We start from the raw sequence: 12,537 nt of genomic DNA, 5'->3' as shown, positions 1-12,537 counted from the left end.
TGGAGGGCGTGACTGAAACGCTGCTCTCCTCGCTGACCACGACCGCCGTCGGCGGTCCCGCCGGCCGCTTCGTGGAGGCGGACGCCGCCGACGCCGTCGTCGCCGCCGTCGAGGCCGCCGACGCCGCCGGCGAGCCCCTGCTGATTGTCGGCGGCGGCTCCAACCTCGTGGTCTCCGACGCCGGCTACGCCGGCACCGTCCTGCGCATCGCGACGCGCGGGCTGGCGGTGGCGGGGGACGACGACGGCGCAGCGACCGTCACCGTGCAGGCGGGCCACCCGTGGGACGCCGCCGTCGCGGAGACCCTGGCCCTGGGCCTGTCCGGCCTGGAGGCGCTCTCCGGGATCCCGGGGGCCACCGGGGCCACGCCGGTCCAGAACGTCGGCGCGTACGGGGCGGACGTCGCCCAGACGGTCTCCGCCGTCGTGGCCTGGGACCGCAGTGAGCGCCGGCGCCGGACGTTCGCGCCGGGCGAGCTGGGCTTCGCCTACCGCGACTCCCTGCTCAAGCGCACCACCGAGAACGGGTCGCCCCGGTACGTGGTCCTGGAGGTCTCGTTCCGGCTGGAGCGGACCGCGCAGTCCGCGCCGGTGGCCTACGCCGAGCTGGCCCGCAGCCTGGGCGTGGCCGCGGGGGAGCGGGCGCCCGCGGCCCGGGTGCGGGAGACGGTCCTGCAGCTGCGCGCGGGCAAGGGCATGGTGCTCGACCCGGAAGACCGGGACACGTACAGCACGGGCTCCTTCTTCACGAATCCCATCCTGGCCGAGGCCGACGCCGGGCACCTGCCCGCGGACGCGCCCCGGTTCCCGGCGGGGGAGGGCCGGGTGAAGCTCTCGGCGGCCTGGCTGATCGACCGGGCCGGCTTCGCCAAGGGCTACGGGCTGCCCGGCACCGCCGGCGAGCCGCTCGCGCAGGGCCGGGCGTCCCTGTCGACGAAGCACACGCTGGCCATCACGAACCGCGGCTCCGCGACCGCCGCGGACATCCTCGCCGTCGCCCGCGCCGTCCACGCGGGCGTGCGGGAGGAGTTCGGGATCGAGCTGCACAACGAGCCGCTGATCATCAACGACAGCCTGTAGCCCGGTCCCGCGTCACCGAACCGTTACCCACAGCGCACGGCGGAGCGTGGACATTTGACGGGGCCCCGGCGCACGATGGGGCTATGGAACGTGTGGAGCACGAGACGAGCCTGGAACACGCCGCCGAGCTGGCCGACGCCAACGCCAAGGAGGCCAAGCGCCTCCTCGAACAGGGGCGCAAGGCCCACGCCGCCGGCGACATCACCGACGAGCGCCTCGACGCGCTGGAGCGGCTCTACGAGACCGCCGTCCAGGACCAGGGCCGGACGCACCGCGAGGTGTAGCCGGCGCCGCCGGAGGCCCCCGGGAATGCGCGAAGGCCCGTCCGCGGTGCGGACGGGCCCTCGCGTCGGCGCTGGGGGCGGTGCTAGAGGCGGCCCAGCGCGATCGCCAGCATGCGGCGCAGCGGCTCGGCCGCGCCCCAGAGGAGCTGGTCGCCGACGGTGAACGCCGAGATGTACTCCGGGCCCATCTCCAGCTTGCGGATGCGGCCGACCGGGATCTCGAGGGTGCCGGAAGCGGCGACCGGGGTCAGCTGCTTCATGGACGCGTCCTTGGTGTTGGGCACGACGGTGGCCCACTCGTTGTCCGCGTCGATCAGGCGCTCGATCTCCTCGACGGGAAGGTCCTCGCGCAGCTTGATGGTCAGGGCCTGCGAGTGGGAGCGCATGGCGCCGACGCGCACGCACAGCCCGTCCATGCCGATGTGGCTCTTGTCGTCGGTGCCGAGGATCTTGTTGGTCTCGACCCCGGCCTTCCACTCCTCCTTGGACTGGCCGTTGCCGAGGTCGGCGTCGATCCACGGGATCAGCGAGCCGGCCAGCGGGACGCCGAACTGGCTGGCGTCGAGGTCGCCGCGCTGGGTCTCGAGGACCTTGCGGTCGATGTCCAGGATCGCGGAGGCCGGGTCGGCGAGCTCCGGGGCGACGGAGCCGTTGATCGCGCCGAACTGGGTGATCAGCTCGCGCATGTGGCGGGCGCCGCCGCCGGAGGCCGCCTGGTAGGTCATGGAGGTGGCCCAGTCGACGAGGCCGTTCCGGAAGAGGCCGCCCAGGCCCATGAGCATGCAGGACACGGTGCAGTTGCCGCCCACGAAGTCCTTGACGCCGCGCTCGAGGCCGGCGTCGATGACGTTGCGGTTGACCGGGTCGAGGACGATGATCGAGTCGTCGTTCATGCGCAGCGCGGAGGCCGCGTCGATCCACAGGCCGGTCCACCCGGCCGCGCGCAGCTTCGGGTGCACTTCCTTGGTGTAGTCGCCGCCCTGGGCCGTGACGATGATCGGCAGCTTGGCCAGCTCCGCGACGTCGTAGGCGTCCTTCAGGGCGGGGGCACCGGCGGCGAAGGCCGGCGCGTCGCCGCCTGGGTTGGACGTGGAGAAGAACACCGGGTCGATGCCCTCGAAGTCCCCCTCCTCGCGCATGCGCTGCATCAGCACGGAGCCAACCATGCCTCGGTATCCGACAAATCCAACGGAAGAATTCATGCGTTCCATGGTACGGGCCGGGCCGCGTCCGGCGCAGTTGGGTAATTCACATGGGCGCAACGGGGGCGCGGGCGTCCCGGTTCAGGGGCGGTCCGCGGGCTGCCCGTCGAGGATCCGGCGGCGGCGGGCCACCAGCCACAGCGCGCCGAACGCGAAGGCCTGCGTGACCACCAGGAGCACGACGAGCCCGCCGACGACCCGGTCCGTGAGGACGAGCCAGAGGCCGAGCCCGGCGCTGATCAGCCCGAACAGGGGCAGGAGGAGGTAGCCGAGCAGGAACAGCGCGTCGGGCTGCGTGCCGAGCGCCCGGAACGCCTCCCTCACGCCCGCTTCTCCCACAGCTCGATCCGGTAGCCGAGGCCGGAGGCGGACTCGGTCCAGCCGTCCGCGGGCTCGGACAGCGCCAGCGTCCACTCCGGGCCGAGCCCGGGCGCGCGGGTGTCGCCGTCGAAGTCCTCGCGCAGCCGCGTGACCAGGGCCGTGTCGGCGACGCCGGCCGCCGCGGCGTAGACCTTCCCGCCGCCGACGATCCAGACCTCCTCGGAGCCCTCGGCCGCGGCCGCGGCGGACAACGCCGCGTCGAGGTCGGCCACGACGGTCCCCCCGGCCGCGCGCACCTCGTCGGCCGTGTCCCCGTGGGAGGTGAGCACGATGTTCGTGCGGCCCGCGAAGGGCCGGAACCGCTGCGGGATGGATTCCCAGGTGTGCCGGCCCATGATGACCGGGTGGCCCATGGTCGTGCGCTTGAAGTGGGCCATGTCCTCGGGCAGGCTCCACGGCATGGTGCCGTCGCGGCCGATCGTGCCGTTGGCGGCCTGGGCCCACACCATGCCGATGCGGGTCGCGGCCGGCGCGGCGGGCGCGGCGCGGTGGGAGGGCTGGTTCTCGCTCATGCGTTCCTTGGTCCTAGACGGCGACGGGGGCCTTGATGGCCGGGTGGTGGCGGTAGTCGTGGAGGACGAGGTCCCCGCAGCCGTAGTCGAACAGGCTCTCGGGGCGGCGCGCCAGCTCCAGCCGGGGGTACGGGTACGGGTCGCGGGAGAGCTGCTCGCGGACCTGTTCCGTGTGGTTGTCGTAGATGTGACAGTCGCCGCCGGTCCAGACGAAGTCCCCGACCTCGAGGCCGGTCTGCGCGGCGACCAGGTGTGTGAGCAGCGCGTAGGAGGCGATGTTGAAGGGGACCCCGAGGAAGAGGTCCGCGCTGCGCTGGTAGAGCTGGCAGGACAAGCGCCCGTCGGCCACGTAGAACTGGAAGAGCGCGTGGCACGGGGGCAGGGCCATGTTCTCCAGCTCGCCGACGTTCCATGCGGAGACGATGTGCCGCCGCGAGTCCGGGTTGCTGCGGATGGACTCGACGACCTGCGAGATCTGGTCGATGTGCCGCCCGTCCGGGGTGGGCCAGGAGCGCCACTGGACGCCGTACACCGGGCCGAGCTCGCCCTGGGCGTCCGCCCACTCGTCCCAGATCGTCACGCCCTGCTCCTGGAGCCAGCGCGCGTTGGAGTCCCCGCGCAGGAACCAGAGCAGCTCGAGGGCCACGGACTTGAAGTGGACGCGCTTGGTCGTCACGAGGGGGAACCCCGCGGAGAGGTCGTAGCGCAGTTGGCGGCCGAAGACGCTGCGCGTTCCCGTCCCGGTGCGGTCGGATTTCGGCGTGCCGTGCGTCAGGACGTCGGCCAGCAGGTCCTCGTAGGGGGTGGGGATGCTCACCGGGCCCATTCTAGCCGCCGGGACCCTGCCCCCGGGCAGGGGGTGGGACGTCTCACTCGGGGCACGATCAGCGCTAGGACTCGCGGGCGACCAGGTCCGCGTACTCGGGGTAGCGGCGCAGGTAGTCCTGCACGTACGTGCATTCCGGGACGATCCGCCGCCCCTGCCCGCGCAGCTCGTCGAGGACCAGGGTGACGAGGGCCCGCGCGTAGCCGCGCCGGCCGAAGTCCTCCTTGATGATGGTGTGCTGGAGGACGACGGCGCCGTCGTCCTCGACCGAGTACCCGAGGAAGCCGACGTACGTCGCGCCGTGCCACAGCGACCAGCGGCCGCGGTCGGTGTCGTGGTCGATCCGCAGCCCCTCGTGCACGATCTTCTCCGGCTGCGTCTGGCTGGTGCCCATCGTTCCTCCTCGTCCCCGCCGCGCCCTGCGCCGGGTCAGTCCTGGTACGGCTCGTACAACTCCACCGACACCAGTGTGCCCCGTTTCGAGCGCGGCTGGTGGACCACGACCATCGAGCCGGGCCGCAGGTACGGGTCCTGCGCCGGGAGGTGGGCCGCGGCCGCGGCCGGGAGGCGCTCGCGCAGCGTCGCCAGGGCCAGCGGCAGCACCGGGCGGTGGGTGCACACGGCCCCGGCGACCGCCTTGTCCAGGAGCTTGGAGAACGCCCTGCGCGCCTTCTCGGGCTTGCGGCGCGCCGCATGCTCGGTGATCGCGGGGACCAGCTTCAGGTTCAGCCGCTGCCGCTTGGCGTACGGCGTGAACGTCTGCAGGCACCGGGTCCAGGGGCTGGTCGCGACGCGGTCCGGGTGCCAGGCCGCCAGGAGGCGGCAGACGGCCAGCGCCTGGCGGCGGCCGGTCGCGGCCAGGGGCCGCTGGCCCTCCTCCTTGGTCCACGTCGAGCGCGGCTTGGCCTTGGCGTGGCGGACGAGGACGAAGGGCAGGGTGTCCAGCTCGCCCCGGCCGAACGCCGCGTCGAGGGCGTCGAGCGGGAGCCGGTCGTTCGGGTTCGTCAGCAGGCGGGCCGCCTCGCCCACGGAGACCCAGCGCGCCTCGTCGACCTCGTCCCCGTCCGGCCGGACCTCGGAGGCACCGGCGTCGATGGCCCAGTAGTAGACGACCTTCGCCCCGGCGGGCACCCGGTAGGCCACCGCCGGCAGGGGGATGCCGAGCCGGCCCTCGATGCCGGTCTCCTCCCGCAGCTCCCGGACGGCGCACTCGGGCAGGGTCTCCCCGTCGTCGAGCTTGCCCTTCGGCCAGGACCAGTCGTCGTAGCGGGGCCGGTGGATGACGAGCACCTCGACGTGCGAGTTGGCCCACCGCCACGGGAGGCATCCGGCGGCGACGACGGCGAACCCGCCCGCCGCCGCGCGCTCCGTGGTCTCCGCGTCGTCCGACGAGCGGACGGCGTGCGGACACCGGAGGGCGGACACCGTCACCGTCGGCCCGCGCTGCGCTGGCGGCGGCGGGAGTCCAGCAGCCAGGACTGCACGTCGGAGAGCGGCTCCCCGTCGGGGCCCTTGTGGTGGCGGATCCATTCGCCGTGCTCGTCCAGGTGCCAACTGGCGGTGCCGTCGTCCATGTAGCGGTCCAGAAGCGCGAGCGTCTCCACGATGTCCTCGCGGTTGGCCAGGCGCACCAGGGCCTCGACGCGGCGGTCGAGGTTCCGGTGCATCATGTCGGCCGAGCCGATGAACACCACGGGGTCCCCGGCGTTGTGGAACGCGAACACGCGGGAGTGCTCCAGGAACCGGCCCAGGACGGAGCGGACCCGGATGTTCTCGCTCAGGCCGGGAACGCCGGGGCGCAGCGCGCAGATGCCGCGGACGACGACGTCGACCGTGACCCCGGCCTGGCTGGCCCGGTAGAGGGAGTCGATGATGGCCTCGTCGACCATCGAGTTCACCTTGATCACGACGCGCGCGGCCAGCCCGGCCTTGCGGTTGGCGATCTCCTGCTCCACGCGGTCGATCAGGCCCGAGCGCAGCGAGCGGGGGGCCACGAGCAGGCGCTTGAACGTGGAGCGCGGGGCGTAGCCGGAGAGCTGGTTGAACAGGCGGGAGACGTCCTCGCCGACCTGCTCGTCGCACGTGAGCAGGCCCAGGTCCTCGTAGTAGCGGGCCGTGCGCGGGTGGTAGTTGCCCGTGCCGATGTGGCAGTACCGGCGCAGCCGCTCGCCCTCCCGGCGGACCACGAGCGAGAGCTTGGAGTGCGTCTTGAGGCCCACGATCCCGTAGACGACGTGCACGCCGGCCTGCTCGAGCTTGCGGGCCCAGGTGATGTTGGCCTGCTCGTCGAAGCGGGCCTTGATCTCCACCAGGGCCAGGACCTGCTTGCCGGCCTCCGCGGCGTCGATCAGCGCGTCCACGATCGGGGAGTCGCCCGACGTGCGGTAGAGCGTCTGCTTGATGGCCATGACCTTCGGATCGGCCGCGGCCTGCTCCAGGAACGCCTGCACCGACGTGGAGAACGAGTCGTAGGGGTGGTGCAGCAGGATGTCGCGCCGGCGCATGGCGGCGAACACGTTCGCGGCCTTGGACGTCTCGGACTCGTTGAGGAACCGGGACGTGTGGGCCAGCTGCTTGGGGTAGTGCAGGTCGGCGCGGTCGATGCGGGCGATCGCCTCGAGGCCGCGCAGGTCCAGCGGTGCCGGCAGCTCGAAGACCTCGTCCTCCTCGACGCCGAGCTCGCGCACCAGCAGCGCGCGGACCGCGGGATTGATGTCGCTGGCGACCTCGAGGCGCACGGGCGGACCGAACCGGCGGCGCAGCAGCTCCTTCTCCAGGGCCTGCAGCAGGTTCTCGGCGTCGTCCTCCTCGACCTCGAGGTCCTCGTTGCGGGTGACGCGGAACGTGTGGTGCTCCACGACCTCCATGCCCGGGAAGAGCTGGTCCAGGTGCTCGGCGATGACGTCCTCGAGCGGGATGAACCGGGCGACGCGCCCGGGGACGTTCCCGGCGCGCGGCCCGTCCACGGAGATCAGGCGCGGCAGCACGTCCGGCACCTTCAGACGCGCGAACAGCTCCTTGCCGGAGACGGGGTTGCGCACGATCACGGCCAGGTTCAGGGACAGGCCGGAGATGTACGGGAACGGGTGCGCCGGGTCGACGGCCAGCGGCGTCAGGACCGGGAAGACCTGGTCCACGAACCAGCGGCGCAGCGCGTTCTGGGCGGCCTCGTCGAGCTGGTCCCAGGGGGTGATGAGGATCTGCTCCGCGGCCAGCGCGGGGCGCACCTGCTCCGCGAACACGCGGGCGTGGCGCATCTGCAGCGCGTGGGCCCCCTCGAGGATCGCCTCGAGCTGGTCGATGGGGCTCACGCCGGCGGCGGAGGGCACGGCCAGGCCGGTGGCGATGCGCCGCTTGAGTCCGGCGACCCGGACCATGAAGAACTCGTCGAGGTTGGACGCGAAGATCGACAGGAAATTGACGCGCTCCAGCAGGTGCAGCTCCTCGTCCGCCGCGAGCTCGAGGACGCGCTGGTTGAAGCTGAGCCAGCTCAGCTCGCGGTCCAGGAACCGGTCCAGCGCGAAGTCGCCCTCGGGCCGCTTGGACGGCTCGAACTCGGGCAGCTCGATGCGGTCCTGGCTCGCGCGGGCCGCGGGCATTTCGCCGAAGGTCCGGGTGGCGACGGGTTGGGGGTCCATGTCGGTCCTGCTCCTCGGTTCGCGGATGGGTGGGGGGAGGGTCCGCGGCGGCGCGGGGCGCCGGTGGGCGCCCCTCAACCTTACCGCCGGGCGTCCTCCGGCCCGGCGGCCGCGTCGCCTGCCGCGGCGTACATCACGTCCACGTCCCAGCGCGTGAATCCGAGCGCGCGGTAGAGGGCGACGGCGGGGGCGTTGTCCGCGTCCACGTACAGCATCACGGCCCCCAGCCCCTGCCGGCGGAGGTGTCCGATCCCGGCCAGCGTCAGCGCCCGGCCCAGGCCCCGGCCTTGGGCGCCCGGGACGACGCCGACGACGTAGACCTCGCCGAGCGCGTGGTGCTCGCCGGTCGTCGGGCTCGCGACGGCGGGGTGGACCTTCGTCCAGTGGAACCCGGCGATCGCCCCGTCGGCGTCGACGGCCAGCAGGAATCCGGCCGGGTCGAACCAGTCCTCGGCCATGCGGGCGTCCAGGTCCTGGCGGGTCATCTGCCCCTGCTCCGCGTGGTCGGCGAACGCCGCAGCGTTGGCCGCGAGCCAGGCGTCCTCGTCGCGCCCCGGCTCGAACGCGCGCAGGCGCAGTCCCTCGGGCAGGTCCGGCTCGGGCAGGGCCGGGCCGTGGGCCAGGCGCATCCGCCACAGTTCGCGCACGGGGGCGAACCCGTGGCGCTGGGCCAGGGCGGCGGCCCCCTCGTGGTTGCCGTGCGACCAGGCGCGCAGCGCGGACGCGTCGGTCGCCTCCGCCAGGGCGGCGGCGAGCGCGCCGCCGATGCCCTGGTTGCGGTACTCGGGGTGCACGACGAGCTCCAGCGTGCCGGGGTGCCCGGGCGCCTCCGGGAGGACGGCCGCGGCGATCCCGACGAGCTCGCCGGAGCGGCGGTCGACGCCGTCGGAGAGCCACGCCGTGACGAGCAGCAGGGCGTCGGCGTCGTCGTTGGTGCGCAGCTCCACCAGGGTCTGCTCGCTCAGGGGCGGGTTGCCGTCGGAGTCCTCGGCGTCGGCGGCGAGCGCGCGGATCTCCCGCAGCACGTCCGCCTCGGGCCGGCCCTTGTCGGTGGAGAGGGTCCACTCGGTGCTTTCGATCGCGCTCATGGCACCCAACATAGTGCCCCGGGCGCGGGGGTGCCACGGCCCGCGGCCGCGCTGCTACGCGCCGTCGCCGGCGCCGCGCGGCGCCGCGAACCGGTACCCGACGTTGCGCACCGTGCCGATGAGCTGCTCGTGGTCGGCGCCGAGCTTCGCGCGCAGGCGCCGCACGTGCACGTCCACGGTCCGGGTGCCGCCGTAGTAGTCGTAGCCCCACACCTCGTGCAGCAACTGGTCGCGGGTGAACACGCGGCCGGGGTGCTGGACCAGGTGCTTGAGGAGCTCGAACTCCTTGTAGGTGAGGTTCAGGGGGTCGCCGTGGACCTTCGCGGTGTAGCTGGCCTCGTCGATGACCACGCCGCCGGCGCGGATCTCCCCGGGGCCCTCCTCCGTGGGCGCCGTCCGCACGGAGGCCAGGCGCAGCCGGGCCTCGACCTCCGCCGGGCCCGCCGACTCGAGCACCACGTCGTCGGCCTGCCACTGCGGGGAGACGGCGGCCATGCCCCCCTCGGTGAGGACGAGCAGGACGGGGACGGCCACGCCCGCGGTGCGCAGCAGCCGGCAGAGCGTGCGGGAGCCGGCGAGGTCGGTGCGAGCGTCGACGAGGAGCACGTCGCAGTAGTCGGTGTCGGGCAGCGCGGTCGCGGAGGCGGGGCCGATGTGCACATCGTGGGCCAGCAGTTCCAGGGCCGGCAGCACCGTGCCGCTGGGGCCCTGCGCATTGGTCAGCATCACGATGCGCGCCATGTGCGTCTCTCCCTTCGAGCCCGTGCCAGCCGGGCGCGCCGTCGGGCCGGATTGGGACCAAGTATAGGGGCGCGGGCCGCGCCGCCTGCGCGGGGAGGGCCACCATGGGGCAGGATGGGACGGGTGAAGACGGGAACGAGCGCACTCGCAGCACTGGCCGCCGTGGCCGCCCTCGCAGGTGCCGGCTACCTCGGGCCCGGGGCCGTCGGCACCACCGCCGTCTGGATCGTCGCCGCCGTCGCCGTCATCGTCCTGGCGGCCGCGTTCGCGCGCGTCCTGGCCCTGCCGGTGCCCGTCGCCGCCGTCGTTATCCCCGCCGTCTCCGGCGTGGCGGCCGCGACGCTCGCCGCCACCACGGCCGTGCCCGGCGCCCTGGACTGGATGCCGCTGTGCGTCGCGCTCGGCCTGATCGCGGTGTTCATGGTCCAGCTCGTCCGGGGCACCGGCGGGCGCCGCCGCCTCGGCGCCACGCTGGCCGGCGCGGCCGCCGTCCTCGCGGCCGTGCTCGGCAGCGGCTGGGTGGGCGCCGACCGCCTGCCGGCCAACGCCGGGGACTCGCCGGCGCTGGCCACGGCGGGGGCCGGGCTGGCGGCGGCGCTCGCCGTCGGTGCCATCCGCTGGCCGGACCGGATCACCGCGCCGCTCGGGCTGTTCGCGGCCGCCGTCGTGTCCGGCGCCGTGGCCGCCGGCTTCGGCGCGGACTGGGTCGCCGCGGCGGCCACGGGCCTGGTGGCCTCCGTCCCCGCCGTGGCGCTGCGCGCCGTCGCCGTGGCCGAGAAGGCGCTGCGCACCCCGGCCGGCGCCATCGCGGTCGGGCTCGCCCAGGTGCTGAGCGCCGGGGCCATGGTGTACTTCACGCAACTGCTGCTGCTGCACTGAGAGCCGCCGGGCGCGGTTAGGATGGGCCCATGGAAAGCAACTACCTCGCGCTCGAGATCTTCTTCATCTCCCTGCTCGTCGTCGCCGGCCTGGGCATGGCCGGCATGGCCGCCCTTGTGGTGAAGGGCCTGTTCAAGGGCCAGAAGTAGCCCCCTGGCCGCCATGCCCATCGAGATCCCCACGGACCTGACGCCCGAGCTCGTCCCGCTCTCGTGGCTGATCGGCGTCTGGGAGGGCGCCGGCCGCCTCGGGGAGGGGGAGGAGTCCGACGCGCACTTCCAGCAGCGCGTCGAGTTCACCCACAACGGGCTGCCGTACCTGCAGTACCGGGCGGAGAGCTGGCTCGCCGACGCCGACGGCACCCGGCTGCGGCCGCTCGCGGTCGAGACGGGCTTCTGGGCCCTGGACCGCCCGCTGACCGAGGCCGACGGCGGCCCCGGCATGGTGCCGGCCGACCTCGTGCCGGCCCTGCGGACCGCGGACGACGTCGAGAAGCTGCGCACCGGCGACGGCTTCCCGCTGCAGGTGGCGATCACCCACCCGCGCGGCGTGTCCGAGCTGTACTACGGCAGCATCGACGGGCCCCGCGTCAACCTCGCCACGGACCTGGTGATGCGCGGCGCGAACTCCCGTGAGTACGCGTCCGCCACGCGCATCTACGGCCTGGTCAACGGCGACCTGTTCTGGCGCTGGGACGCCGCGACCGGCGAGGACGGCCTGCGGGCCCACGCCTCCGCCGTGCTGGCGAGGCAGCCGTGAGCGCCGACGCGCCGGCCCGGCGCTCCCCGCTGCTGGACCGCCCGGGCGCCGTCGAGGGCTCCGGCGCCGACGCCGGGGTCGCGGCCCACTACGGCGCCCCGCTGCCCGAGCAGCGTCGGCTCGCCGTCGGGGACGCCGCCGTCGACCTCTCCCACCGCGGCGTCGTCACGGTCTCCGGCCCCGACCGCCTGACGTGGCTGACCACGCTCTCCTCGCAGGACGTCGCCCGGCTCGCGCCGGGCGGGTCCGCGCAGCTGCTGCTGCTCAGCGTGCAGGGGCGCATCGAGCACGACTGCCATCTCGTCGACGACGGCGAGACCGCGTGGCTGGTCGTCGAGGGGCCCGACGCGCCCGCCCTGGCCGGCTTCCTGGACTCGATGCGCTTCATGCTGCGCGTCGAGGTCGCGGACGCCACCGCGGACTGGGCCGTCGTCGGCGCGGCGGCGGAGCTGCCGGCGCTGTCAGGCCGGACGGCGTGGATCGACCCCTGGCCGGGCGTCGTCGAGGGCGGCTTCGCCTACACGGCGGGTGAGCACGCCGGCGCGGACTGGTCCTGGCGCGAGTACCTGGTGCCGCGCGCCGAGCTGGCCGCGGCGCTGGAGGGCGTCGAGCTGGCCGGGACGATGGCGGCCGAGGCCCTGCGCATCGCCGCCTGGCGCCCCCGCACCGTCCTGGACGCCGACGACAAGACCATCCCGCACGAGCTGGACCTGCTGCGCACCGCCGTGCACCTGTCGAAGGGGTGCTACAAGGGCCAGGAGACCATCGCCCGCGTGCACAACCTCGGCCACCCGCCGCGCCGCCTCGTCTTCCTGCACCTGGACGGCAGCGAGCACACGCTCCCGGCCGCGGGCGCGGAGGTGCGGCTGGGGGAGAAGACGGTCGGCCGCATCACCAGTGCGGCCCTGCACCACGAGGCCGGGCCCATCGCGCTGGCCGTGGTCAAGCGGAACACCGATCCGGGGGCCTCGCTCACCGTCGTCGACGGGGAGCAGCAGTACGCGGCGGCCCAGGAGGCCATCGTCGCGCCGGACGCCGGGAAGGTCGTCGGACGCCAGACCGGGTTCCTCCGGGGTCCGCGCTAGGCGGATTCCGCGGGGCGGTCCCGGCCCGACCGGGCCGCCCGCCGGCCCGTCGCGGCCCCTGCC

The 12,537-nt window shown here is 73.9% G+C and carries 14 protein-coding genes; 5 read left to right on the top strand and 9 right to left on the bottom strand.

Annotated features, from left to right (window positions below):
- Positions 1-8 precede the first annotated feature (8 nt).
- Together AC1Q5D_RS06820 and AC1Q5D_RS06815 are read left to right on the top strand one after the other, a co-directional pair.
- Positions 9-1,079: a UDP-N-acetylmuramate dehydrogenase gene (locus AC1Q5D_RS06820; protein WP_481737825.1), complete on the top strand. Its 1,071-nt coding sequence runs from the start codon at positions 9-11 to the stop codon at positions 1,077-1,079.
- A gap of 83 nt (positions 1,080-1,162) precedes the next feature.
- Entirely contained in the window at positions 1,163-1,363 is a 201-nt protein-coding gene (locus AC1Q5D_RS06815; protein ID WP_481737824.1) for a hypothetical protein, read from the top strand.
- Positions 1,364-1,446: 83 nt separating this feature from the next.
- Here the strand turns inward: AC1Q5D_RS06815 and asd are convergent, their stop codons facing one another.
- The 9 genes from asd to AC1Q5D_RS06770 all read right to left on the bottom strand — a co-directional run bounded on the left by asd (position 1,447) and on the right by AC1Q5D_RS06770 (position 9,751).
- Positions 1,447-2,565, bottom strand: coding sequence for an aspartate-semialdehyde dehydrogenase (gene asd / locus AC1Q5D_RS06810; RefSeq protein ID WP_481737823.1), 1,119 nt, complete (start codon positions 2,563-2,565; stop codon positions 1,447-1,449).
- Positions 2,566-2,646: 81 nt separating this feature from the next.
- Positions 2,647-2,889, bottom strand: a complete 243-nt coding sequence (locus AC1Q5D_RS06805) for an NF038396 family protein (protein ID WP_481737822.1) — start codon at positions 2,887-2,889, stop codon at positions 2,647-2,649.
- Complete coding sequence (locus AC1Q5D_RS06800) at positions 2,886-3,458, bottom strand: dihydrofolate reductase (protein WP_481737821.1); 573 nt, start codon at positions 3,456-3,458, stop codon at positions 2,886-2,888. Before AC1Q5D_RS06800 ends, AC1Q5D_RS06805 begins: the two co-directional genes overlap by 4 nt.
- Before the next feature lie 13 nt (positions 3,459-3,471).
- A complete protein-coding gene (locus AC1Q5D_RS06795; RefSeq protein WP_481737820.1) occupies positions 3,472-4,275 on the bottom strand; it encodes a thymidylate synthase in 804 nt (267 codons plus the stop codon).
- Between the two features lie 73 nt (positions 4,276-4,348).
- Positions 4,349-4,678: a GNAT family N-acetyltransferase gene (locus tag AC1Q5D_RS06790; RefSeq protein WP_481737819.1), complete on the bottom strand. Its 330-nt coding sequence runs from the start codon at positions 4,676-4,678 to the stop codon at positions 4,349-4,351.
- Between the two features lie 35 nt (positions 4,679-4,713).
- Positions 4,714-5,709, bottom strand: coding sequence for an NUDIX hydrolase (locus AC1Q5D_RS06785; RefSeq protein WP_481737818.1), 996 nt, complete (start codon positions 5,707-5,709; stop codon positions 4,714-4,716).
- A 2-nt stretch (positions 5,710-5,711) separates the two neighbouring features.
- Positions 5,712-7,922 (bottom strand): RNA degradosome polyphosphate kinase, encoded by a 2,211-nt coding sequence (locus tag AC1Q5D_RS06780; RefSeq protein ID WP_481737817.1) that lies wholly within the window; start codon positions 7,920-7,922, stop codon positions 5,712-5,714.
- A gap of 80 nt (positions 7,923-8,002) precedes the next feature.
- Entirely contained in the window at positions 8,003-9,010 is a 1,008-nt protein-coding gene (mshD, locus tag AC1Q5D_RS06775; protein ID WP_481737816.1) for a mycothiol synthase, read from the bottom strand.
- Positions 9,011-9,064: 54 nt separating this feature from the next.
- Complete coding sequence (locus AC1Q5D_RS06770; RefSeq protein ID WP_481737815.1) at positions 9,065-9,751, bottom strand: winged helix-turn-helix transcriptional regulator; 687 nt, start codon at positions 9,749-9,751, stop codon at positions 9,065-9,067.
- Positions 9,752-9,874: 123 nt separating this feature from the next.
- Here AC1Q5D_RS06770 and AC1Q5D_RS06765 point away from each other — a divergent pair, with 123 nt between their 5' ends.
- The 3 genes from AC1Q5D_RS06765 to ygfZ all read left to right on the top strand — a co-directional run bounded on the left by AC1Q5D_RS06765 (position 9,875) and on the right by ygfZ (position 12,474).
- Positions 9,875-10,630 (top strand): hypothetical protein, encoded by a 756-nt coding sequence (locus AC1Q5D_RS06765; RefSeq protein WP_481737814.1) that lies wholly within the window; start codon positions 9,875-9,877, stop codon positions 10,628-10,630.
- A 162-nt stretch (positions 10,631-10,792) separates the two neighbouring features.
- Entirely contained in the window at positions 10,793-11,389 is a 597-nt protein-coding gene (locus AC1Q5D_RS06760) for a heme-binding beta-barrel domain-containing protein (RefSeq protein ID WP_481737813.1), read from the top strand.
- Positions 11,386-12,474 (top strand): CAF17-like 4Fe-4S cluster assembly/insertion protein YgfZ, encoded by a 1,089-nt coding sequence (ygfZ, locus tag AC1Q5D_RS06755; protein ID WP_481737812.1) that lies wholly within the window; start codon positions 11,386-11,388, stop codon positions 12,472-12,474. Before AC1Q5D_RS06760 ends, ygfZ begins: the two co-directional genes overlap by 4 nt.
- The last annotated feature ends 63 nt before the right edge of the window (positions 12,475-12,537 follow it).

This window comes from Arthrobacter paludis (assembly GCF_056782315.1).
This window is presented reverse-complemented; position numbering and strand designations above follow the sequence as displayed.